Origin of the sequence: Microcoleus sp. MOSTC5 (genome assembly GCF_036701825.1) — a bacterium.
Lineage (GTDB): Bacteria > Cyanobacteriota > Cyanobacteriia > Cyanobacteriales > Microcoleaceae > Microcoleus > Microcoleus asticus.
In genome coordinates this window covers 1-23,995 of sequence record NZ_JAUBRK010000078.1, presented here as the reverse complement: position 1 = coordinate 23,995, position 23,995 = coordinate 1, and the positions used below count along the sequence as shown (strand labels likewise).

The window sequence follows — 23,995 nt, the reverse complement described above, 5'->3', positions numbered from 1 at the left end:
ACTGCTCAGTCGGTGGGTCTGACCGCTTCTTTCTGAAAGAAGACTGTATGTCAGCGGAGAATCAACACCCTGCGCTAAATTCACGGAAATCCCAAGGCGGCGAAAATACGTTCTGGATTCTTCTATGAATTCAGCAACTACGGCAGCTACGACCAGCTAACAAACGATGGCTTGACTCAGTGGCATCCGGCTTTTTTGCAATTGGGCAACAATTTAGAAGACTGCGCCCGGAAATACAGAGGATTTTGCAAGCGCTACAACCCAAAAAGTAAGCCAGCTAGAAAGTGTCATTGGGGAAATAATCTCCTAGCTGGTTTAGACCCCAAAGGGGGCAAGGGAGCAAGGGAGGAAGTAAAATCATCAACTTCTTCCCCTACCTCCCTGTCTCCCCCTCTTCCTATCCCGTCACGACGGTGCCAGGTATCGGAAACCCCCCTGGTGAGGGCAATTGCGGAACGATTCATCCGGACTAACCCAGGCTCCTAGACGGGATGAAAGGCAGTTTTGAGGGGAAAAAAGTTCGGGGTAGCCCAGGAACTTACTCCGCGTCGTCTCCGCCATAAGAACACGCACAGCAATTTGGCGTAGCATAACCACCGGAATAACCGTCACTATGCCCACATGCGGGTATTACTGATGCACTACTTGAGGCATCCTCTCCCCGTTGGGACAGGGCTTCTTCCGACAGTTCAGCCAGTACGTCCGGCAGTTGTCCGGTGGTGATGCGGTTGACAGGTTGTGCCGCTTGAGGCATCAAGTTTTTCTTATCCATGAGAGTTTTTTTCCTTTTGTAGTTTGTGTTTTTGTCCCGTTGTCGAGCTAATGCTCAGTCGGTGGGACTGACCGCCTCTTTCTGAAAGAAGACTGTATGTCAGCGGGGAATCAACACACTGCGCTACATTCACGGAAATCCCAAGGCTGCAAAAATACGTCCTGGATTCTTCTATGAGTTCAGCAACTACGGCAGCTACGACCAGCTAACCAACGATGGCTTAACCCAGTGGCATCCAGCATTCTTAACCCTTGGCAACAACTTGGAGGAATGCGCCCGGAAATACCGAGGATTTTGTAAGCAGTACAACCCGAAAAGTAAGCCAGTTAGAAAGTGTCATTGGGGGAATAAACTCTTAGCTGGTTTAGACCTCAAAGGGGGCAAGGGAGCAAGAGAGGAAGAAAAATCATCATCCTCTTCTTCCCCTGCTGAACCGTCTCCCCTCTCCCTATCCCCTCACGACGGTGCCAGGTATCGGAAACCCCCCAGGTGAGGGCAATTACGGAACGATTCATCCGGGCGAATCAGGCTCAACTGACGGGAGAAAAGGCAGTTTTGAGGAGAAAAGAAGTCCGACGTAGCGCAGAACTTATTCCGCGTCATCTCCGTCATAAGAACAATGACACGCGGTTCTCCCATATGGGGTACTATTCGGTAGTACAGATGCACTCTCTGAGGCCTCCTCCCCCAGTTGGGATAAAGCTTCTTCCGATAGTTCAGCCAGTTCAGCAGGCAATTGCCCAGTAGCGATCCGGTTGACAGGTTGTGCCACTTGGGGCATCAAGTTTTTCTTGTCCATGAGAGTTTTTCTCCATAGTGGGTTGTTCGTAAATGTCCCGTTGTCGAGCCATTGCTCAGTCGATCGGTCTGACCGCTTCTTTCTGAAAGAAGACTGTATGTGGGCGATTCGCTGTTGGTGTATCGAGAGGGGCGATTACCGACTGACTTGCGAAGCGCGATCGCACGCTGCATGACTGCGCCTACCGCCGCCCTGGAAGCTATTGCCAACTCTTGGGAATGAACTTTAAAGTCAATAATAACTACAACCTTTCGTTAGCAAGGATTTTGTAACCGCTACCAACCGAAAAGTAAGCCAGCCAGAAAGTGCCCTTGGGGAAATAAACTCCTAGCTGGCTTAAACCTCCAAGGAGGCAACGACGAAAAAGGAACTAGGAACTCTACTCCACCCTCTTCTCCCCCTGTCCTTTCCACATTCCTCGGCAGGTGCCAGGTATCCGAAACCCCCCGAAGTCAGGGCAGTTGCCGAGCAATTCCGGAGGGCGAATCAGGCTCCACTAAAGGAGAAAAGGCATTTTTGAGGAAATTAACAGATGCAGCTTGAGTGGGAACCTATTCTGCGTCTTCTCCGTCATAAGAGCACACCCAACTCCAACAAATCTGCCCGCCTAAATCACTATTAGCTGCTAAAGCTAGTACTGATGTACTGTCGTCACCGTCACCCTGCAGTTGCAAGGCTTCTTCGGAAAGTTCTGCTAGTTCGCCGGGCAGTTGTCCAGTGGTGAGCCGGTTTACGGGTTGTGCCTGCTGGGGCATCAAGTTTTTGTTGTCCATTTTTCTTTTCTCCTTTGCTGCTTTTTGTGGTTTTTTCTTCTGTTGTGGAAGAAGCTGGTTGTGTGTCATTTGTAGAGGGGTTGACGCACTAAAACTTTTTTAGCGGGAGAGACGATTTGGATGAAATAGGCGATCACTGAACAGATTTAGTTGAGGGGCAATCGCACACTGGGTGACTGCGAATGACTCCCAGCAACTCCCCAACGCTGGGGTTCATCTAACAAATCGGGGTTCAACCACTTACCTCAAAAAGTCTAAGTCCCGTTAATATCCTCCGCCGTGCCCGCCGTGCCAGGTAACTGAATGCCCCGAAATCACAAAGATTGTACGTCAATTTATCGAGGCAAACTCCAGCGCCAAAAGAAGAGCGAAAAGAGTTTTGACATTTTTTAAGGGGAGTGGTAAAACCAGGATGATTACGGCGCGTCTTCTTCGCCGTCATAGGAACAATAATGGCCATTTAATGGCCAATCCCCACTCATGGGTAGTACCGCTCCACTCGAGGTAGACCCACCCAGAGATTCTTCCGACAATTCTGCAAGTACATCCGGCAGTTGTCCAGTAGTGATACGCTCAATGGGTTGAGCTTGCTGAGGCATCAAGTTTTTCTTGTCCATTTGAGTTTTCTCCTTTTTTCTGGTGGTTTCCTTCTTCAGTTGTGGAAGAAGCTGGTTGTGTGTCGCTTGTAGAGTGGTTGACGCACTAAAGCTTTTTTGGGGGAGGGAGGCGATTGGAATTTGTGGGCGATCGCACGCTGCGTGACTGCGCCTACCGAACTCTGGAAGCTATTGCAAACTCTTGGGAATGAACTTTAAAGGCAATGTAACTAGAAACAATACTTTAGTCAAGCAATTTCCTAATAAACAAGCCGCAATTTTTTTAGAAAAAGTAGGAAAATAACGAATTGTAAAGAATTTTATTTAATTTTTATGAAAAAGCAGGAGAATATCGCCTTTCATAGTAATATCTATAACTTGATTGCCCAAGCAGTTTAGCATTTTTTAAATAAATGCCCAAACTCAAACAAATCCCAGGAATACAACAACTATGGGCAAGCACTAAGGGCGACTCCACCATTTGCATTGCCGTCCTAGATGGGGTAGTTGACCAAAATCACCCTTGTTTTACAGGGGCAAACCTCACGCGACTGCCTACCCTAGTTGCAGGGGAAGCTAGCGCCGATGGTTCCATGTCCGCTCACGGCACCCACGTTGCCAGTATTATTTTTGGTCAACCTGGTTCTCCAGTGCAGGGCATTGCACCAAAATGTCGCGGTTTAATCGTTCCCGTCTTTGCAGATGAACGACTGAAGCTATCGCAACTCGACTTATCCCGCGCCATTGAACAAGCCATCAATGCTGGGGCGCACATCATTAATATAAGTGGCGGACAACTCACCGACTTTGGGGAAGCCGAAGGTTGGCTGGAAAAAGCCGTGCGTCTGTGCAATGAACGTAACGTTTTAATAGTTGCCGCTGCTGGAAATGATGGTTGCGAATGCTTGCACGTTCCTGCTGCCATGCCAACTGTGCTAGCAGTAGGTGCAATGGACGAACAAGGAAAACCCATCGACTTTAGTAACTGGGGAGAAACTTACCAAAACCAAGGCATCCTCGCTCCAGGAGAAAACATTTTAGGAGCCAAACCAGGAGGCGGAACAATCCAACTCAGTGGCACCAGCTTTGCTACTCCCATCGTCAGCGGAGTTGCGGCCTTACTTCTGAGTCTGCAACTGCAACGGGGAGAAAAACCCAATCCCCAAAAAGTCAGGACAGCCTTACTAGAGACTGCCATACCCTGTTCGCCAACCGAAATTGATGATACCCATCGCTGTTTAGTTGGCAAATTAAATATTGCTGGTGCTTTACAATACCTGATAGGAGAAACCGTGTCAGAAGAATTAGAAACAGTTTCCGCCTCTGGTTGTGGCTGTGGCAGCCCCCAAACCAGTGATGCCCTACCTAATAGCCAAATCCCAGAAGAAGTTTTGATAACCGAACCTGCCGAAGTTGTTGCTGCGACTCCCGCACCCATACCTACATTTAATCCACCCTCTTTTACAAGTTCCTCTACCCCAAGACAGGTTGCCATGTCAAATCGTGCCTCTAATTACGTTACTGCCAGCCAAGCCCCCAGCGAACTCGCCGATGCGAACTTGGTTTACGCTTTGGGAACCCTCGGTTATGATTTCGGTAGTGAAGCAAGGCGCGACTCCTTTAAGCAACTGATGCCAGGAGCTACAATGGACAACACAGCGCTCCCCGCCAACCCCTACGATGCGCGGCAGATGGTGGATTATTTAGCAGACACTCTTTCGGAAGCTAAAGCTTTAATTTGGACGCTGAACTTAGAATTAACTCCAATTTATGCCATTGAACCAGTAGGCGGTTTTGCTAGAGATGCCTATGCGGTATTGCAACAACTACTTGCCGGACAAATCCAACCAGAAGATAACGCAGAATACGTCGAACGAGTCAGCATCCCTGGCGTTTTACCCGGGCGCAGCGTCAAGCTATTTTCCGGACAAGTTGTTCCCGTAATTGAACTTTACAACATTCGCGGACTCTACGGCTGGAAAGTCAACAACTTAGTTAATGCCGCGATAAATACTGTACGAGCTACAGCCACAGACGCGCAAGAAGATGCCATCCGTCGCACCCTCAGCAGCTTCCTCAACCGGATTTATTATGACTTGCGGAACTTAGGCACCACATCTCAAGACAGAGCACTAAATTTTGCCGCTACCAACGCTTTTCAAGCTGCTTCCACATTTGCCCAAGCTGTAGCAGAAGGCATGGAACTCGATAGTATTACAGTAGAAAAAAGTCCCTTCTGCCGCCCCGATAGCGATGGTTGGGATGTGAAACTAAAATTTTTCGATCCAGAAAATAGTCGCCGTGCTAAGAGGGTATACCGCTTTACTATAGATGTAAGCGATCTCATTCCCGTTACCTTGGGCGATGTACGTTCTTGGTCTACACCTTAATTGCACGATTAATGCTTCTTTTTGAATAGGTTGGGTTATGCTGAGCTTCACACAAAATTAAGTTTCAATAAATATTTAGTTTTACTTGTTTAAACCCAACCTATCAAAATTAAGTTTCAATAAGTATTTAGTTTTACTTGTTTGAACCCAACCTACGGACTTGCATTCTGATTAGCTTAGAGAGGAAAAAATGAGATTACCCAAGCTTTCTCCCCCTGTAAAAAGACCCAATATTATCCATCCTCATCAAGCAGTAGATGTCATTCACGGCTCAGTAGAAGATTTAGTCCGCATTCGCATGGATTTATTGTACGGAGCAAACTTTAACGACCCAGCAGCATTTGCCTACAGAAGTTATCAACAACTTAAGTCTTCCAGTGGATGTAGGTGTCTGTAATGTTCTGTATCAACAGTAATAGTTAACAGAAAGTGGAGAATTACGTACTATGGCTAAAAATTCCGAGAAAAACCAGCCAAAAGAAGCAGCTATAGAGGGGCAGGAATCTCAAGCAGAAAATGCCTCAGAAGCAGCCAATAAACTTGAAGATGCCAAACAACATTTGTTAGCCACCGGAGTTAAAAATAATGGCTTTTGGTGGCAGCAAATGCTCAAAAATCAAAAAGCTTCAGAAAAAGAACCGAAGCCATTCCGCCGGGGTCGGATTTGGTCTTAGCGAATAAGTGAGATTTTTCAGAAAGTTAAAAAAGACTTATTTAGAGAACAAAAAATCATGGCTGCAATCACTCGCCCTGAAAAAGAGGCTACCCTCGTCGATGTAGTAATTGTCATCGACACCAGCCCCTCAATGAAAGACAAAATCGACATTCTTAACCACGCCACAGAAGCTGGTATAAAAAAGGCTTCTTTTAGCTGTCCCTGCGATTTACGAATTGAGTGGTTTGGCATTGAAGGAACTTGGGAAAATACCAACTTTCAGCAAGTTTTACGGGAATATCTAGTTACTACTTGCGGAGTCGATGAAACAGAATTACGAGGTCGCAAGCGCGGCGAAGTTCCTGCAAACGGCGCACAAGAGGACGGTGCTAGAGCTATTGAAGATATTTCCACTCACTTTAATTGGCGAGATGGTGCCACCCGTTCCATTTTTTATTTAGGTGACGAAGCTTTAGAAGGTGGTGGCGATACGGAAGAAGAGGATATCGCGGCAGCTAATCGCGCCATTGAAAAAGCTAGAAATGCTGGAGTTGTCGTCCATACTTATTTCGGAAAATCTAAAAGCCAAGGACAAGACAAAACGGCGGCTGAGTACGTCCGCCTAGCACAAGAGACGGGCGGACACGGTTTTAGAAATCAAAATGCTATTGGTGGTTTTGCCGAGATTCTGAAAACGGTTATTTGCTCGACTAGAAATAGAGATATTACCCCTCAACTCGTTCCCGTTATCCCTGTTTACTTCGTGCAAGCGCAGCATTTAGTTGGTTTCTCAGCAACTAGCACCCAGTCAAGCACGAGTTCTACTCCTCAAAATAAGTCGGTTGACTTGGTGATAGTCATCGATACTAGCGTTTCAATGAAAGACGAAGCTGAAGGCCTTAGCAATGCCGCAGAAGCGGCTATAAAAAATGCTAGTTCAAGCTGTCCGAGCGATTTGCGAGTTGAGTGGTTTGGGCTGGAAGGAACTTGGAAAAATACCAATTTTCAGCAAACTTTGCGGGCATATCTAATTAATAGTTGCGGAGTTGCTGAAACAGAAATAAGAGGTCGCAAGCGCGGCGAACTTCCTGGTGGCGGAGCGCAAGAGGACGGAGCTAGAGCGATTGAGGATATCTCGGCACACTTTAATTGGCGAGATGGTGCATCCCGTGCGATTTTTTATTTAAGTGACGAAGCTCTTGAAGGTGGTGACGATACCGAACAAGAGGATATCGAGGCAGCTAATCGAGCCATTGAAAAAGCCAAAAGTGCCGGGGCGATCGTCCATACTTATTTTGGCACCTCTAAGAGCAAGGGACGAGACAAAACAGCGGCTGAGTTCGCCCGTGTAGCAAAAGAGACGGGTGGACGGGGTTTTACTGACAAAGATGCTTTGGGAGGATTCGCGGAAATCCTTACCCAAATTATTTGTGTTTCCAGCGAAGCGAAAGTAGAGGAAACGGGTCAGTTAATTCCTGTGGTGCCATTATATTTCGCCGCGATCGTTGGCGGGGCGCTTGTATCTCAATCAACGCAGATGACAACGGTTCAACCCACAAATCCAACTGCTTCAGTAGCTAGTGCTGGTGGATTATTTTCTTTGAATCCAGCTAATTTAGTTGCTGCCCCCCAAAGTAGTATCTCAACAACAGCAGTAAATATGCCAATCTACATGATGGCAGTCCAACCGACGAATAGCGAAAGCGATCGCGCTACTTAACTGGAATACAGACAAAATTTTAGGGTTCAGATTTCGGATTGGCTTTGTTAACCCGGCAAGTTCTTATAGCCCACATTCCGCACCCACAACTGTCACACATAAAAAGGGGATTAAATAATAAATAGGAACTAATACTAATTCTTTAAGGGACATCCAAGAAATAAACTCTTCCAGTCCCCGGAAAGGGTAAACTGGGTTGATGCATAGTAATGGTAAGCTGGTAAGCGAGGACTTCAACCATTACAGACGACTCAATGAACTGTCCCAAATGCCAATCCGCTCAAATAATCAAATACGGACATACTCATTACGGCAAACCGCGATTTCGGTGTCAAGACTGCCGTCGGCAGTTTGTCGAGAATGCGAGCCGACAACCGATTGATGAGGCAACTCGTCACTTGATTGATAAGTTGTTGCTCGAACGCCTTGCGCTGGCAGCGATTGCACGAGTAACGGATTTTCACCGTGATTCACTCTTCAACGAATCGCACATCATTATGTATCCAACGTTCCTTCATGTTTAGCATCGGAGAAATCATAGATTTCGATCGCTCCTTCACGTCGAATCATCCGCTTCCCCCGTCGCTCGCTCAAAACATCCCATCAAGAATTTTGGTGATGTCCTGTTGGTCGCGCCCCCGATTGTCGTCATAAATCATGAGCGTGTTTAAATTCCTGTGCCTGCTTAACTTCTGCACCTTCCGTACATCCCCGTCTGTTGCGTCGAGTGCCGCTGTGATAGCGCTATGCCTGATGCGATGAGGCGACATCTGTTTTTTGATACCAGCCTTTTCGCTATAACGGACAACCATTTTGCAAATGCCGTCGCCGCTAAGTCTGTGTCCGCTGTGAGCGGAGTCAAGTGCTATAAAAAGCGGGCTATCGTGCGAGCAACTTCCCCTTTCCTCCAACCAATCGGCGATCGCCTGCACTGTTGCAGAACCCAAATCGATCGTCTCAGCTTGCGTCCCGCGTCCCTTGCCAAGAATTCGTAAAGTCTTACCGGCTGGGTCAAAGTCACAAACACTCAACTGACTGATTTCATTTCGCCGCAGAGCATTACCCCACAGCAGGCGCAACAAAGCATAGTCTCTCTTGCCAGCTTTCGTTGCCAGATCGCACTGCTGCAAAATTCGCTCAAAAGTAGCTCTATCAACGCCAGTTGTATCTCGGTAGCCGACAATTTTCTCCCCTTTGATATCCTCCAAACTGTAATGGCACACACCAAGTTTACGGCCCATTTCCACCAGACTTTTGACAGCCGCCAGTCGCCGATTGACCGTGGCCTCCTTCAATCCCTTGTCAATCAGCTTAGCTTTGTACTTCAAAACCACCGACACGGCCTGACGCTCGTCCAAGTGCAAAAATTCCAAAACGTTATCAGGCACGGCGGGCATCCCCGTCATAGTTACCAAAAAGTCATTGACATCGCGCTCATAAGCGCGGCGGGTGTTTTCGGAGCGCTTGTCGGCGAGTAATTGTTTGAGCACGTCGGGGTCAGTGTCTAAAGTGTCGAAATATCTCTCAATTTTGGCATCGAGGGAAGCTTCAAGGCGGGCGATCCTCTTCGAGGGCAACGCTTCCGAAAGTTCTGCTTTCATGATTTTTTGCTATTGATAATCTAAGTTTACGATGGCATGGGGGTAAAAATAGGTTGCGTCCGATTTCTGGGATGGGGCAACTGGGATTAGAGATTGCTAGGCACTCCCCGGACTAGATAGAATTCGACTGCTACCCCTGAGTGGGCAACCGCGGCTAAACGGTAATAGCCATCAATAATCTTGTAGTCTTCAGAAAAAATCAGTATCGAGCCAGCTTTCCACTCGCCGTCCTGCATTGAAAGCGCGTAATCGTCAATCACAGATTGATCAATCTCCCGTTCCTGTTCCACTCCAAAAGAGAGGTATCCTTTTGCAATGTCAGGGGTAATGGTGACAGGAATCAATTCGCTCCTGTGGCCATCCGGGCTATCCGAGCGGATAAGGGCTTCGAGATCATCGTTGCTGTTGTTCATGGCTTTTGATTCCTCTGTTATTGGTTGCCTCGCCCCTTTTAGAGATCGTGGCGGTACGCTCGCTTGGAATGTTTAGGCGACTTTTGGCGGGTTATGTCATATTCAAATATTTTAAAATGGCCGATCCGAGGGCTGGGGTGTGGTCACGGAGTCTAAGCTACGAACTTCAACATCTTAAGTAATGCTGAGGCTGTTGTTTGATTTTCTGGCTGTTTGACTCGCGCTGGAATTGTTTCGCCCGCCAAGCGAGTTGAGTTGCCGAGTCAGAACGGAGACCTGATATTGGAAATAGCCGACGACAATTTTGTATTCCCCACTTTCCCGCACTACTATGGGAGGAATGATGAAGCCGCCGATCGCCAAACGCGAGCGTCCCTGCAATTTCGAGCGATGGAGCGATCTTCGTTGCAGGCAGGCACATCAGATACTATGCGTTGGACGGCGATTCGCTAGGGCATTAGTTTTGTGATAAGCCTGGTGCTTTGTCTTACGCAAATGTATTACAATTTGACCAAGTGTAAGATCCGTTTCCAGAGATAGTAAGACTGACTTGTCATACATAAGTAAGACAACCTTCCAGCAAGTGTAGGACGGCTTCCAAGAGGTAGTAACACTAACTTGTCACACACAAGTAAGACAGCTTTCCAGCAAGTGTAGGACGGTGTTAAGTTATAAGTCATACACGCTTACTTAACATGAGTAATTCGCTAGCTAGCAGCGCGGTTTCTATAAGGGTAGTATCGAGGTTATTCATTGTTCTAGGTTCGCTATAATATGTGGCGTCTAAACTTGTCTTACATAAATATCTTACATATAGGGTTATGTAAAATAAAATAAGGTAGTAAGGCAAAATTGTCAGACATTTGTAAGACAAAAAAATAAGCGAAGACTATTTTGTGCTTAGAAGACTATTTTGTGCTTATACGTGTTACCAAGAATCAAGCCATGTCTTACGATTGAGAAACCATAAGACATTGGTAAAATGTATGACAGAAAAAAAGTCCGTTACCTTCCGCTGTGACGCGGATTTACTGGAAGCAATCGACAACCTAGGCAGAGACCGCTATCCCGCAAAAACTCCGCACGGGTACGATCGCTCTAAAATTTTGATGGAAGTTTTGCGGCTAAATATCGAGGCGCTGTCCGATGGCTCTGTTGTTTTACCCACACCCTCTAACGTAGGACGACAAGCCTCTAACGTAAGACACAATTTGTCTGACAGCCTGTTAGACGCGCGTATTACAGAAATGGTTACCCGAAAAACTGAACCACTTCTGGCAGAGCTAGCTAACATTAAGGTATCGCAGGCAGAGGCAATCGATCGAGCGAAAGCAGAATTGAGGATTGAACTGCTGAGGGAGTTAGCAGTTCAGTCCGATCGCACCGATGACGAACCGCTCAGACAGCAATTAGACTCGATGCCGCCAGAGAATCACCAGGACTACGACCAACTTTTAGAATCTAGTTCTGCAACGATCGATAATCAGCGCAAGGTGGTGGAATTATTGCAATCTCGCCTTAGAGAAGAACGTGCAGAGCGGGAGAAGCTTGAAGCTCAACTCGCAGAACCCAAACAAAGTCCAGCAACAGCGATCGAGCTTCCGGAGCCGGCCGGCTTGCTCAACCAGTTGAAAGCCGAGCGAAAAAAATCAACCGCAACGCTCGCAGATGTTGAGGCAATTTTGGAGATGATTGAAAAGTCCTGTGACGACACATCCCAGGAAAATTAGGAACGTTCCCCGGTTAATACCGGGTTTTTTCGCTCGTTCGGTTATCCGATCGCCCGATCGCCCCAAAAAAAGCACCCCGACCGAAAATGTCAAGGGAGCTTTTTTTACACGGTGGTAATTTGCAATTGGTAATTGGCAATGAGTCTTTGCCCCAATTACCAAAACTATAAACGGCTTCAGGAGTTTTGGCGATTGGCTTTCGCGTACCGCAGTTTTAGAACACGATCCACTTTCTCTTTTGCGGCTGTGTAGGCCTGACCGGCATCGGCCCTGCCTACATAGCCGTAAAAGCAAGTGGGGCAAAAGATTACCCATTCATCGTTACAGCGAGTTTGACAGAGAAAGTCTTTGTAGAAAAAGATAGTTTCGATAGCACCCATGATTTTTGTTATTGGTCATTAGTAGATGAGTAAGCGCCACGCCGTCAAATCATCCATGACAACGTAGCGCTCGGTTATGACTAAGCGTAGCACTCAGTTGTAGCTACCTTGTGAGGTTGAAAGCAAGAGGCGATATTTGTTCATCAGCCAGTTGTTGAATTTGTTGCGGAGGCTGCCAGCCTGTCACCAGTTTGGAGGGACGCCAGCAAGCTATGAAAATATGGCTGGAAACTCACTCAGTCAAAACTCCCAGTGCCGATCGCTCCGACGACCACCAAGAACGAACGGAAACCCAGCTCGCAACAGCCACTAAAGCAAAACGGCGCAAGGTCGATAAAAGGTGATTCGGTTTCTGTAATTCGTGTCAATTCGGCGCTTAGCGGTGGGGGGGAGCTTGTCACAACGCCTGCGATCAAGCAGATGTTAGTGATTTTGGGGCGATCGGCTCCTAATGTTTTATTTATGTGCCCTTCTCTCGCACAAAAAATAATTTTTTGCGCGAAATAGTAACGCCGAAAACTCGATCAAGTGCAGTGGTTGTCTGGTTTTGTTACAAATCTTAATAAAAAAACGCCAGCAAGCTAGAAAATATAGCTGGAAACTCACTCAGTCAAAACTCCCAGTGCCGATCGCTCCGACGACCACCAAGAACGAACGGAAACCCAGCCCGCAACAGCCACTAAAGCAAAACGGCGCAAGGTCGATAAAAGGTGATTCGGTTTCTGTAGTTCGTGTCAATCAGTCATTTCGGCGCTCAGCGGTGGGGGAGCTTGTCACAATCCCTGCGATCCAGCAACTGTTAGTGATTTTGGAGGGTGCGATCGGCTCCTAATATTTATTTGTGCCCTTCTCTCGCGCAAGAAATAATTTTTTGCGCGAAGTAGTAACGCCGAAAACTCGATCAAATGCAGTATTTATGGGGTTTTGTTACAAATCTTAATAATAGTAATTGGCTTGATGCTAATTCTATTATGTTACCTAAGATCCGCTTAGGATATTAATAGGATCTTAAGTAGATCTGAGGTAAATCTCAGGTACAACCCCAATTGATTTAGGAGGCTCCCTCCCCTCGGTAGTTGATCAAATATGGCTTTCAGGGGTTAGGATCTGCTAGGATCTGCTAGGATCTGCTCCATAGCTGATCGAGTTATGCAAGACAAATCGTAGGCTCTATGCTTACAATAAGGTACAAATTGGAGTTTGGTTACAACCAGAAGTCATTGCCAATTGCGATGAGTCTGCCGCATACTTCTCCAAATCGCGTTCTGGCTTTATTAATGAAGCCTTAAAACTCTAAATCAGGCACGCAGAAAAACATTCTGAGTTATTAGCAAAAAATGAAAAAAATGAATTGAGTTTCCACGTATATAACAAATAAGCCTTGACAGCATAAAGCTTTCAGACCTTATTTCCACTTGCTTTAAGCCAAAAAAATCGCTGCACCTGATGAGAGGCACAGCAAACAAAATAAAAATACTAGCTCCATCATATCACAAACTGTTGACAGTTAGAAATAGACTGTCAACAGGAAATAACTAGCCTCTCTTCTATATCGGGTGTAGCGGGTCAACCTTCAAGGAATACCCTGCTATGTCTACCTTTTTACACTATACTGAACCGTTCAGTCAAGACAATTCTTCGGCAACTTTAGATAAGTTTAACCAAGATTACATAGAAAAACTTGTCTACAAGCATCTAGTAGAGGAATCAGGCATTGACCCCGACCTCCTCCCCCTGAACTGCCCCTCTGCAAGCGGCCTCCCCGTCTACGACTTGCTTTACCGCGACACTGACAAAATACTCAAGTCCGGCGATGTCAGCGCTCAAGCAAGAAAGAATTACGGGAAGTGCGAGGGTGCGATCGGATTCATAGTCAATGGCCGCTTCCGGCAACTAGACGGGCCGCCGATCGCATTCAACCGCAAGAAAGAAAGCAAAGGATTTGGCAAAACTACAGAAAAGCTAGAACCGCGCAAATATCACCAGCCCTACGGGAAGCCATTGGAAGTGTTTTTCGCGCGGGTTACTCTTCGGATTTGGAAGAAGGTCGCAACCAAAGCAAATTTGCCAATGCCAGAATTCCCCGTAATTGGGGTTGATGGGGAAGCGATCGGATTTTGGGAATGGGTAAAGGCTACCAAATGCCCGATCGTCATCACTGAAGGGGAAAAGAAGGCACTAGCGCTAATTTCTCGCGGGTACGCTGCGATCGGACTGCCTGGAATCACCACAGGTTATCGAGTTACAGAGAAAGGGGACTGGGTAACTAAATCCGACGGCACACAGTATCAAAAGGCAACAGCGCGGGAACTGCACGAATCTCTCCAACCGCTTGACACAGCAGGACGCGAAATCTCAATCATTTTTGATTACCGCGAGGGGGATTATTCCGAAAGTTCAGAATTTAAGGCAGCCAACACCACAGCCGGACTGTTCAGAAGTGCGCTCGTTAAAATCGGCAAGTTACCCGGCCCTGAAAAAGGTGCTGATGATTTTTGTGTGGCTGGTGGCGACATTGACGCGGTTATAGCTGATGCGAAAGCCTACCGCAAGCTAGCAATCGAGAACCAATGGCGACGCAATCGGCAATATACTCCAGATCGCACAATCAACTCCCGATACTTTCACGCACTAGCACCCGCGGCCGGCACAATCATGGGTATTAAAAGCGGTTTGGGAAGTGGGAAAACTCAATGGTTGGAAGATGTTATTGCTAGTAACCCAGAAGGCAAAATAATCGTGATAGGAAGCCGAAATGGATTACTGCTACAAACAGCCGAAAAATGTGGGTTTTACCACCTCAATGCTCACAACGGGTATCAGATGTTTAAAGACCCGAACGCCAGACTATGCTTGTGTTTTGACTCGTTGCTCAAGCTTCCTCCTGAGATTTTTGAGGGAGCAATAATTATTCTAGATGAGGCAGAAAGCGTTCTCAGACACTTGTTGATGAGCAGCACTTTAAAGCGCGATCGGGAAGCAATTAAAGAGCGATTTACTCAGGCTTGCCGTGATTCCGATCGAATTATTCTACTCGATGGCCACCTTACCGATTACACAGTCAAGCTTGTCGCAAAAGTTGCAGGCAACAAAACGGTAACAAAGCATCTGAACGAGTTTAAGGGTAATTGCCCTAAAGTCAGCATTTACGAAACTGAAAAGGCAACCCCAACAGTGGCAGAAAAACAGGATTTTATCAACCTCATAGCAAACTCAGGTTGTCCCGTAATTGCCACTGATTACTCTGTTCCTGAAGCTGAAGCCCTTGCTATGACTCTTACTGACAGATACGGTAAAGGGCTGCTAATTTGTTCAAAAAACTCCAATGAACCCGATCAAATCGCATTCCAGACTAATCCTGATGCTTGGATTGAACAGAACAATCCGCCTTGGATTATTTATACCCCAACGCTTGAGAACGGCCTTGATATAAGCAAATGCGGATGGTGTACTGATGTTTTTGGATTGTTTTGTGGAGTTCTAGGAGTTAACTCTTTGATTCAAATGCTGCGGCGGGTGAGGCATCCGCTCAGACAGATTTCGGTTCTCTGTCCTCGTTTTGGACTTTCTGACAGTTTCGATCACAATGCTTATTACACCAATCAAATTAAGGTTCAAATAGAAACAATCATTAACATTGAGAGTGGATTGTTAGGGTCCGAAGAACATCAGGCAGCCATTAGAGCCGATATTGACAGGCAACTTGCAGACCCACTTTTTCAGGCTTATTGTCACTTTGAATCACAAAAAAACTTAGAGAAATCTGAGTTAAGGGAATTTTTAGTGGAAGCTTTAATAGATGGCGGGTATGAAGTCGATTGCCCGTCGATCGGCAGTGACGAATCAAAGAGCCACTTTGAAAACAAAGTCATCTGCAAGGAAAAAGAGGCACAGGAAATATTCGAGGCTCCTGATATCTCGCCAGAGGAAGCGCAGGATATCGCCCGCAGCAATAAGGCAACCTGGCCAGAAAGATGCCAAGCAGAAAAATCTCGCCTTAAATCTCTGCTTCCGGGAATTGAGGACACCCAGCTTTGGAAATGGGAATTTGTACGCCGGGTGAGATTCGATGACCGCTCGCTCCTAAGCCAGTTGGAGAATTCCTGGCTCTTTAACCATCCAGAAGATGCGGAATACTTGCAGAAATCGAAGTGGGAGGCGGGAAAACTCGAAAGTTTTGCCCCCGATCATAGTTCGCGTTGGCTGAAACTTAAGGCGCTAAGCAAGCTTAACATTATGCAGTTTTTAGACCCCGAGCGCTCTTGGACTAAAGACTCACCGGAAGTGCAAAAACTTTTAAAGGACGGAGGGCGAAAGGACGTTAAAAAAATACTGGGGAATCCGGGCAAGGACCCCATCAAATACGTTAAGCGACTACTGGGACTAATTGGTCGATCGCTGGTACACCGAAAAGCCAGGGGAGAAGGCAAAAAATATATTGAGACATATCGCTACCAGACAGAACCAGAAGTACGGCAGACCAAAAATGGGCCCGTCAGAGTTTGCTCTTTGCCTGAAAACTGGAACGAGTTATCAGAACTGACAGCGGTCAGAATGACCAAAAAAATCGAAGCGAAAAAGGCTGCTACAAAATCGGCTGAAAGCACCACCCCATCGGTGTTAGGTGCTGTTCTAGATGATGTTGATATTTATAATATTCAAATAGCACCATCTAGAACAGAAACTACCCCCCAAAATCTAATGGAGGAGAGCGCGGCGGGTACTCTTTCCCAAGTTGCGATCGAGGGAGAGGGAGAACGTCCGACAGATGTTTGTGTACTCGGCAGAGGGGGCATCATGTTAAATCTAGATCCTGTCATCCACGCCGAATGCCTTGAGTTTTTTAGATTGGCTATAGCCAGCAACGATCGACAAACAGCTCTCGACATTAAAAACGTGCTTGCCGAAGTTTGCAAAAATGGCTATGCCGATCGAGCCGCCATCTGGTCTGACCTTACTGAAACTCAACAGCAGCAATTCCAAACTTTGTTAGAACCACCGCCAATCGCCCGTGAGTTTGCCCACAGAATCAAAGAGTCGATTGCCTACAAATCATCGGCCGTGGCAGCAGCCATTGAGGGAGATTTAAGCGAGGCGATCGACGCCGGAAAACTCACATATCCCCACGTAGAGGAGGAATTGCCAGTCGCGTCGTTACCCCCTGAGCAACTGTCAAAACCCAACTCACCCTAGTCAAGAAGTTCCCGGATAGGCTGATTGACTACCATCAACAGACCACAGCGAAGAGAAAAACGCGACACATCGCGATGAAAGGTAGAGTTGTTAGTGGTTAACGGTTAACATCATTTAAAGTGCTTCCCCCATCAAAGTAAATGCTGCCCAGTATTTAGGCTCCGGGTATTGTTTTATTGTGGTTAGCATAGCTTGTCTTAAGCCTTGTGCTTTATCAGGGTTATGTTGAATTCGTTGATAAAATTCTGACATTAAAAAACTCGTAGACTCATCATCAACAGACCACAGGGACACCACAACACTAGAAGCGCCTGCACTCATCAGCGATCGAGATAATCCAATGACCCCATCACCTGTTAATTTACCCCGTCCCGTATTACGAGCACTTAACACCACTAAGTCAGCTTTGAGTTTTAAGTCTAAGATTTCACTAGAACTGAGTAAACCATCATCGTCCCCTGCTGGTGTCAATGCGATCGCGCCTGGTAAACCTTGTTTATATACTTCATTCAGCAATCCATGTGTAGCGAGATGGATAATATTTGATTGCTGCATTTGTTGGGTAACGAAAGCTTTAGTAGCTTGAGCACCTATTATCGGTTTAGTATTGAGTATTTGGGCAATGTTAGTGGCTTCTTTTTCAGAACCCGGTAATGAGGGTAATTGATGGCGATTGCCAGGGAGTCCGTATTGAGGCATGATTGGATTTCCCACTACTGTGATATTAGATAAAGGGGATTGTTTAATCTTTTGACGTTGTAAATGCGTTAGTTGTAAAAGTTGAATAGATGGGGCCGTAAGTATTGTATGCTTTTCAATTAAATACTTACCTTGCTCGTCTTGTAAGGCGACAAAGGGAATTAAGAATAAAGATTTATGGGGAATAAAGATAACTTTGTCATCAGGATTTGCGGGTAATAAATCGGCAATTGGTTTAATCAGCACTTGATACATTTGCTGTAAGCATTGATTTTGACCACAGCGCTCTGAGGGGTTCGTCTCTGCTGCACCCACCGCAGCACGAATATCACTTACCAAATTTGTTATTAATGCAGAATCATCAGGTAAACCACTATTTGTAGCAGTTGCTACTCTAGTATTTTCGGCCAATTTAGTAAGATTAGAAGATTTCAAATTAACAGAGCGAAAAGTAATTTTACCATTAGGTTTAATTACCCAAATGTATAATAGAAAATTATCAACAGTAGAATATTCAATAATAGTAGCGTTTTGTTTTTTAGCGGTTTGTTGAATTTGCTGAATGTTAGGCGGGTTGATAGCTGATGCGGATAAAGATAAACGTGAAGCTAATAACTCAACAAAAGCTCTGGCTCTTCGTCGTTCAGCAATTTCTAACGCTTCCTGAGTTTTCTCTTGGGCAATTAATACTCGTTGTAAGGTGATATATGCTTTAGTTTGCGTGTCAAATATGGACACTTTGTTGGCATCAGTTAAACTAGACCGGAGAGATTCTGCAATTTTGATGCTATCTAGTAAGCTTGTCTCGGCTGAGGTAAAATTACCTTGTCGGTAGAGAGCAAATCCCAAATTTGCCAAAGCTCTCCACTCATCTGCTTGGTCTTTAAGTTCACGGGCGATCACCAAGTGCTGCTTCTCGTATTCAATCGCTTTGCGGTATTGGCCCAAGTCAAGGTAGAAACTTGCCGCCACTGACGTTAAACGTGACATTTCATAATCCGAACTGTCGGATGATCTTAGATCACCTTTGTAAAGGTAAGAAAGTCCCAAACCTCCTAGAGCTTTTCCCTCTTCGTGGCGATTTTTAACTTCGCGGGCGATGACTAACGACTGCTGATAGTAATCAATAGCTTTGTCGTAGTAGCCACGGTTAAGGTAAGCAAATCCCAAATTTCCCAGTGCCTCCCCCTCACCTTGGCGATCTTTAATTTCGCGGGCGATAGCTAATGACTGCTGATTGTAGTCAATGGCTTTGGTGTAGTAGCGGAGAAAAGTGTAAGTAAGTCCCAAATTTCCCAGTGCATTCCCCTCACCTTGGCGATCTTTAATTTCCCGTGCGATCGCCAACGACTGCCGTTCATAATTAATGGCTTTGTCATATTGACCGAGATAACTGTAAGCACCTCCCAAATTTCCCAGTGCATCCCCCTCACTTTTTCGGTCTTTAATTTCCCGATAAATGATTAATGCTTGTTGCCAAGACTGTAATGCTGCTTGAAATTGACTGGTTTGATATTGCTGTTTCCCTTGCTCGAATAATTGGTCAGCCTCCTTTTTCCGGTCAGCAGTTGTCTCAGCCAGTGCAAAGGAAGAAAATATTTTCAATTGAGCATTTAGAATAGTAGGAAAATTGTTTAAACCTAGCGTTATTAAAAGTGAAAATAGTGCGGTTAATCTGATTTTTTTTAATTTCATAGTTTGTGATAATTACTTCTCAAATCTGTGTTGTCTAAATATTTTCTGAATGCGATAGCCCTTTCATTTTTCCGTAGATGTGGGATAAAGAATTGATTAACCCGAAAATTACTGCATATTTTGTGTATTGTCAAATTCTAATCAAAGCCTAACGCTCGCTAGATCGCAAAAGTGCAACTCGTCGCATTTATAGCGTAAGCGTAGCACACCGCAGGAATCGCGAGTCTATTTTAAATCTCCGTACCAAGGCAGAGACTATTAACGAGTAAGTATTGTTACACTTCTTAATTATTAGTGAGTGCATCTTCCAACCTGCTTTAGGAGCATTTTAACAATGTGGCTAAAATTTGGTGTTGCTGTCAGTGGCTCCCTGACGAGCATTGATGAAGTCGTGCGCGGAAAAACCAACCTCACTTGCCTGTACTGCGGTGGCGGACTTACAGCAAAAAAGGGCGCGGTGAAAAAACATCACTTCGTGCAGACTGGGGAAACTTGCAAACCCGTTACTCAGAGAATTAAAACTACACTTTCTCCATCTACAGCTTGGAAGGGCGGGTATACTGCTATTCCCGTCTAAAAAAAGTTTTAGGGGGGTTAAGGTTTTGTTCTATTTGTCCCGCGATTCTAGTCGGTGTTGTTTTAATCCCTGCATTCTAAAGTGATTACCTTAGAGTACAGGATAAGTCTAGGTGGTAAATCTCAAAATCTAGACCGAGATAAAATCTTCAGAACTAATGAGAGTAGCAGCAACGCCTATCAAAGAAGCTAAAACTTCACCACTGCTGGTTACTGTAATTAATGTGCCGTCAGTTCCCGGCAAAATTGATAGCTGTCGGAAGGTCAAGCCATTAATTAATTGCACGGTATCTTGAGACTTGACGAAATTAGCGATTGTATCAGCTCCCAATCCGATACCTAAAACAAAAACATCGTTGCCCCCACCACCCACTAGAATATCGTTTCCCAAACCGCCGCTAAGAGTATCAAAACCTTTGCCGCCATTCAGGATATCGCTGCCGTCGCCCCCGACAAGCATATCGTTGCCTCGCAAACCCATGAGTATGTCATTCCCTTCCACACCGTTGATGATGTCGTTGTCGCTGGTGCCAGTCAGGATGTCGTTGCTTAAAGTGCCGTTGATGTTGTTATCGGGAGGGTTATTATCTGGAGTGCTGCTGATGTCAGAAACAAAGACATCAAAAGTATTGTTAGTATCTCCCGGCACAAGGTTGGAGGAAGCTGAATCAAACGCTACTCTCTGCCCATCTGCAGAGATGGAGGGGTAGAAGGACTCATTGTTTCCCTGATTACCTGCTGAATCTACTGACACGCGGGTGGTGGTATTGGTGAGGGTGTCCCGCACGAAGATGTCGTTGGCATCGTTAGTATCCCCCGGCACGAGGTTGGACGCATTAGAAAGAAACGCCACAAACCGCCCGTTGGCTGAGATGGAGGGCTCGAAAGAGGCACTGTCCCCCTGATTGCCTGCTGAATCTACTGACACGCGGGTAGTTGTATTGGTGAGGGTGTCCCGCACGAAGATGTCGTCTGTATTGTTAGTATCTCCCGGCACGAGGTTGGTGGCATAAGAACGAAACGCCACAAACCGCCCGTTGGCTGAGATGGAGGGCTCGGAAGAGGTACCGAGAGCCTGATTGCCTGCTGAGTCAACTGACACGCGGGTAGTTGTATTGGTGAGCGTATCCCGCACGAAGATGTCAGAGTTATCGTTAGTATCCCCTGGCACAAGGTTGGTGGCATAAGAATCAAACGCTACAAACCTCCCGTCGGCTGAGATGGAGGGGCTTGAGGACCCGCTCAATGAGAGGCGGCCTACGGAGACGAAGGCATTGTTCGCCTGATTGCCTGCTGAGTCAACTGACACGCGGGTAGTTGTATTGGTGAGCGTGTCCCGCACGAAAATGTCAGAGTTATCGTTAGTATCCCCCGGCACGAGGTTGGAGGCATTAGAGCTAAACGCCACAAACCGCCCGTCGGCTGAGATGGAGGGAGAGCTGGAATCCTTGTACCGCTCATTGTCCGCCTGATTACCTGCTGAATCTACTGACACGCGGGTGATGGTATTGGTGAGCGTGTCCCGCACGAAGATTTCAGAGTTATCGTTAGTATCCCCCGACACGAGATTGGAGGCATTAGAGCTAAACGCCACAAACTTCCCGTCGGTTGAGATGGAGGGACCGAAAGAGCCTGCATTCGCCTGATTGCCTGCTGAGTCAACTGAGACGCGGGTGATGGTATTGGTGAGCGTGTCCCGCACGAAGATTTCAGAGTTATTGTTAGTGTCCCCCGGCACAAGGTTGGAGGCAGAAGAATGAAACGCTACAAACCGCCCGTCGGACGAAATGGAGGGAGAGGTCAAGGAGTAGAGGCCTTGATTGCCCTGATTGTTTGCTGAGTCAACTGAGACGCGAGTAATATTCATAAGCTCTAATATTTCAATAGTCCGGACTGTTTTTAGCTTGCAGCCTGAAACCTTGGTATTTTCCAGCCCAGGGCTTGAGACGCTAGAGATTCTCAGAATATCCATATATCCTGAGCCAGAGACTGGAAACGCTGAGGTCATTAAATAGTGTCAAGCGCGTGACACACGGTTTTTTGTGGTTGCCAATAGTTAGGAGGGTGGCGGCTATTTTCCGACGGTCTTCTAAATCTTTTTCATTTCGACAAAGACTTAACAGCCCGTCGAAAAAATTCCGCTAGAGGTTTAAGGCGGGGATTGCAAGGTTTCTCCATTTATTGGAACGGTACAAACTGAATTAGAAGCACTTAAGCAAGAGCTTGCAGTTGCTAAGGCAGATTACATCAAGCTCTTGAATTAGCTATTTCTTGGCTATACAAAAATACGAGATGAATATTATTTTCGTAACCAAAATGTTTATTGAATTCAGTTTATTCCTAGTAATCTTCAGGCTTTTCAGGGGAGAGCGAGAATAATTCAAACTCAAGTATAGTCACCCCTTGTGGGAAATATTGATGGGGGTCAAAGTATTGATCTATCAGCTTCCATCCCTTCTTTAGCTCGTGGGCTAGTATCATTTCTAAGATAGATTTCTCTGGCTTCCCCAGAATGGGCATACGTTTGTTATTGGGTGTCATGATTAAACTCAAAGTATTACGTGGCAATCGATTTAGGCATTGGTGTATTAGTATTATAGTTAGATTTTAATGTTAAATTCATAGGTATAAATGCTAGAGCTGGGATACAAAACTTAACGGTTGCAGCGTTGACACTTTAACTCAAATACTGCGGGAGAAGCCTTCACTAAACGTATAAATAGGACGCAAAACCAATGAAATTCTTAGCCGCCAAATTCGCTCAAGTCAATGCCAATATCTCCGAAACTCAAGCTCAAATCGCCGCACTTCAAACCAAGCTCAGCGAGTTTCAAGATTACCATCAGTATTTGCTCTTGGTTGAACAAGCTTGCGAATCGGTGCTAGCACAAATGGAGACGGCGCTTGCGATGCTCAATGATGTCGATCCAACTCAAATCGCAACATTCAAGGCAGCAGTCGAGCTCAAGTTCAATTCAGAAGCAATTGACATTTTTGAGCCGACCGCATCCACTGAAGCAGCCACACCCGAACCAAACACAGATACAGAGTCAGAAGTGTCTATAGAGCAAGAGGTTGAGCCTGTGATTAATACCCAGCTTGAAACAGACGCGATCAACATTATTGAACCAGTCTCTGCGCTCACTGAACCCTTTGCACCGAGATTAACTGCACCCACAGCGCTAGAGACTCCAGTAGAATGTGACTGTGAGCCTGCAATTAATGTCGAAATTATGAACGCCACAGACGAGCAGAGCGAGGCAGCACCGGAAATTATGAACGCCACAGACGAGCAGAGCGAGGCAGCACCGGAAGTTATGAATTCCACAGACGAGCAGAGCGAGGCAACACCAGAAATTATGAATTCCACAGACGAGCAGAGCGAGGCAACATTGGAAGCTATGCCAACTCCTGACAGGATAGTGAGGCGTTATTCAAGAAAATAAGCGTTTAGTTTATCCGCAAGTTAATAGCAGCGAAGTAAACAAACGAGACTGGTAGAGAAGCGACAATCAGCGGACTGCATTTCTCAGCCTAAAGCTTGCAACCGTTGCAGCTTCATCAGGATATGTGTGATCCTGACCTAGCGGCTAAAGAGTTCGCGATCGGAGATTAGATCGGAGCTAAACCCGAAAAACAATTTTTATTTTGAGGTTTGAGGTCAAAAAAGGCGATCAGCTCAGGGTGCAGGGTAAGGTTGACTCTTCATAAGTGGTTTTACAAATACCAATACCTAACACTTGGAACTGCTACAGCTTCATCAGGATATGTCTGATTTATGAAGTACAGCTTAACAATCCGGAATCGGGGCAGGCACGGGGGTTCTGCCCCTAAAACCGATTTGTTTGTATTTCACGAACCCCCAAAAGTGTAAACGTCAAGTGTTAGCATCATTCTCAAATGAAACCACCACCAACGGTTCCACCATTGGTTCGGGCAGAATTCCGGCCGAGAGCGACTGCAACGCTTCCAAAGCCGGAGCCACCTTCTGAGAAGGAGTGCG

At 46.1% G+C, this 23,995-nt stretch carries 22 protein-coding genes; 13 read left to right on the top strand and 9 right to left on the bottom strand.

Annotation, left to right across the window (positions count from 1 at the left end; genetic code table 11):
• Positions 1–538: 538 nt before the first annotated feature.
• The gene (locus tag QUA54_RS29785) at positions 539–772 is read right to left on the bottom strand and encodes a DUF5837 family cyanobactin class RiPP (protein ID WP_172192411.1); all 234 of its coding nucleotides are present in this window, start codon (positions 770–772) and stop codon (positions 539–541) included.
• A 589-nt stretch (positions 773–1,361) separates the two neighbouring features.
• Positions 1,362–1,571: a DUF5837 family cyanobactin class RiPP gene (locus tag QUA54_RS29780; RefSeq protein ID WP_333193688.1), complete on the bottom strand. Its 210-nt coding sequence runs from the start codon at positions 1,569–1,571 to the stop codon at positions 1,362–1,364.
• A gap of 99 nt (positions 1,572–1,670) precedes the next feature.
• Here QUA54_RS29780 and QUA54_RS29775 point away from each other — a divergent pair, with 99 nt between their 5' ends.
• Positions 1,671–1,793 carry a hypothetical protein gene (locus QUA54_RS29775; protein WP_281363587.1) on the top strand — a complete coding sequence of 41 codons (123 nt, stop codon included), beginning with the start codon at positions 1,671–1,673 and terminating at the stop codon, positions 1,791–1,793.
• Positions 1,794–2,122: 329 nt separating this feature from the next.
• On the opposite strand, the gene QUA54_RS29770 is transcribed toward QUA54_RS29775, so the two are convergent.
• Both QUA54_RS29770 and QUA54_RS29765 read right to left on the bottom strand, forming a co-directional pair.
• Positions 2,123–2,344, bottom strand: a complete 222-nt coding sequence (locus QUA54_RS29770; RefSeq protein WP_333193708.1) for a DUF5837 family cyanobactin class RiPP — start codon at positions 2,342–2,344, stop codon at positions 2,123–2,125.
• A 416-nt stretch (positions 2,345–2,760) separates the two neighbouring features.
• On the bottom strand, positions 2,761–2,961 hold the full coding sequence (locus tag QUA54_RS29765) for a DUF5837 family cyanobactin class RiPP (RefSeq protein WP_333193685.1): 201 nt from the start codon (positions 2,959–2,961) through the stop codon (positions 2,761–2,763).
• Between the two features lie 392 nt (positions 2,962–3,353).
• Here QUA54_RS29765 and QUA54_RS29760 point away from each other — a divergent pair, with 392 nt between their 5' ends.
• The 5 genes from QUA54_RS29760 to QUA54_RS29740 all read left to right on the top strand — a co-directional run bounded on the left by QUA54_RS29760 (position 3,354) and on the right by QUA54_RS29740 (position 8,229).
• Positions 3,354–5,330 (top strand): PatA/PatG family cyanobactin maturation protease, encoded by a 1,977-nt coding sequence (locus QUA54_RS29760; RefSeq protein ID WP_333193683.1) that lies wholly within the window; start codon positions 3,354–3,356, stop codon positions 5,328–5,330.
• Between the two features lie 190 nt (positions 5,331–5,520).
• Positions 5,521–5,727: a cyanobactin biosynthesis system PatB/AcyB/McaB family protein gene (locus QUA54_RS29755; protein ID WP_333418118.1), complete on the top strand. Its 207-nt coding sequence runs from the start codon at positions 5,521–5,523 to the stop codon at positions 5,725–5,727.
• Between the two features lie 49 nt (positions 5,728–5,776).
• Positions 5,777–6,004 (top strand): cyanobactin biosynthesis PatC/TenC/TruC family protein, encoded by a 228-nt coding sequence (locus QUA54_RS29750; RefSeq protein ID WP_333418117.1) that lies wholly within the window; start codon positions 5,777–5,779, stop codon positions 6,002–6,004.
• Between the two features lie 57 nt (positions 6,005–6,061).
• Positions 6,062–7,705, top strand: coding sequence for a hypothetical protein (locus tag QUA54_RS29745; protein ID WP_333418115.1), 1,644 nt, complete (start codon positions 6,062–6,064; stop codon positions 7,703–7,705).
• Positions 7,706–7,959: 254 nt separating this feature from the next.
• Positions 7,960–8,229 (top strand): IS1/IS1595 family N-terminal zinc-binding domain-containing protein, encoded by a 270-nt coding sequence (locus tag QUA54_RS29740; RefSeq protein ID WP_333418113.1) that lies wholly within the window; start codon positions 7,960–7,962, stop codon positions 8,227–8,229.
• A 66-nt stretch (positions 8,230–8,295) separates the two neighbouring features.
• Here QUA54_RS29740 and QUA54_RS29735 read toward each other — a convergent pair whose 3' ends face one another.
• Both QUA54_RS29735 and QUA54_RS29730 read right to left on the bottom strand, forming a co-directional pair.
• Positions 8,296–9,306: a tyrosine-type recombinase/integrase gene (locus QUA54_RS29735; protein WP_333418111.1), complete on the bottom strand. Its 1,011-nt coding sequence runs from the start codon at positions 9,304–9,306 to the stop codon at positions 8,296–8,298.
• Positions 9,307–9,392: 86 nt separating this feature from the next.
• Positions 9,393–9,719 carry a hypothetical protein gene (locus QUA54_RS29730; RefSeq protein ID WP_333418109.1) on the bottom strand — a complete coding sequence of 109 codons (327 nt, stop codon included), beginning with the start codon at positions 9,717–9,719 and terminating at the stop codon, positions 9,393–9,395.
• A gap of 213 nt (positions 9,720–9,932) precedes the next feature.
• On the opposite strand from QUA54_RS29730, the gene QUA54_RS29725 reads away from it, so the two are divergent.
• From QUA54_RS29725 to QUA54_RS29705, 5 genes are all read left to right on the top strand, one after another.
• Complete coding sequence (locus QUA54_RS29725) at positions 9,933–10,172, top strand: hypothetical protein (protein ID WP_333418107.1); 240 nt, start codon at positions 9,933–9,935, stop codon at positions 10,170–10,172.
• A 533-nt stretch (positions 10,173–10,705) separates the two neighbouring features.
• Positions 10,706–11,449, top strand: a complete 744-nt coding sequence (locus QUA54_RS29720) for a hypothetical protein (protein ID WP_333418105.1) — start codon at positions 10,706–10,708, stop codon at positions 11,447–11,449.
• Between the two features lie 592 nt (positions 11,450–12,041).
• Positions 12,042–12,173 (top strand): hypothetical protein, encoded by a 132-nt coding sequence (locus QUA54_RS29715; protein WP_333418103.1) that lies wholly within the window; start codon positions 12,042–12,044, stop codon positions 12,171–12,173.
• A 203-nt stretch (positions 12,174–12,376) separates the two neighbouring features.
• Positions 12,377–12,661, top strand: a complete 285-nt coding sequence (locus tag QUA54_RS29710) for a hypothetical protein (RefSeq protein WP_333418101.1) — start codon at positions 12,377–12,379, stop codon at positions 12,659–12,661.
• 758 nt (positions 12,662–13,419) lie between these two features.
• On the top strand, positions 13,420–17,022 hold the full coding sequence (locus QUA54_RS29705) for a plasmid replication protein, CyRepA1 family (protein ID WP_333418100.1): 3,603 nt from the start codon (positions 13,420–13,422) through the stop codon (positions 17,020–17,022).
• 114 nt (positions 17,023–17,136) lie between these two features.
• On the opposite strand, the gene QUA54_RS29700 is transcribed toward QUA54_RS29705, so the two are convergent.
• A complete protein-coding gene (locus QUA54_RS29700) occupies positions 17,137–19,326 on the bottom strand; it encodes a CHAT domain-containing protein (protein WP_333418098.1) in 2,190 nt (729 codons plus the stop codon).
• Positions 19,327–19,750: 424 nt separating this feature from the next.
• Between QUA54_RS29700 and QUA54_RS29695 the strand changes: the two genes are divergently transcribed.
• Positions 19,751–19,993: a hypothetical protein gene (locus QUA54_RS29695; RefSeq protein ID WP_333418096.1), complete on the top strand. Its 243-nt coding sequence runs from the start codon at positions 19,751–19,753 to the stop codon at positions 19,991–19,993.
• A gap of 129 nt (positions 19,994–20,122) precedes the next feature.
• Here QUA54_RS29695 and QUA54_RS29690 read toward each other — a convergent pair whose 3' ends face one another.
• Positions 20,123–21,859 carry a calcium-binding protein gene (locus QUA54_RS29690; RefSeq protein ID WP_333418094.1) on the bottom strand — a complete coding sequence of 579 codons (1,737 nt, stop codon included), beginning with the start codon at positions 21,857–21,859 and terminating at the stop codon, positions 20,123–20,125.
• Between the two features lie 473 nt (positions 21,860–22,332).
• Entirely contained in the window at positions 22,333–22,533 is a 201-nt protein-coding gene (locus QUA54_RS29685) for a hypothetical protein (protein WP_333418092.1), read from the bottom strand.
• 194 nt (positions 22,534–22,727) lie between these two features.
• On the opposite strand from QUA54_RS29685, the gene QUA54_RS29680 reads away from it, so the two are divergent.
• Positions 22,728–23,438, top strand: a complete 711-nt coding sequence (locus QUA54_RS29680; RefSeq protein WP_333418090.1) for a hypothetical protein — start codon at positions 22,728–22,730, stop codon at positions 23,436–23,438.
• Positions 23,439–23,995 lie beyond the last annotated feature (557 nt).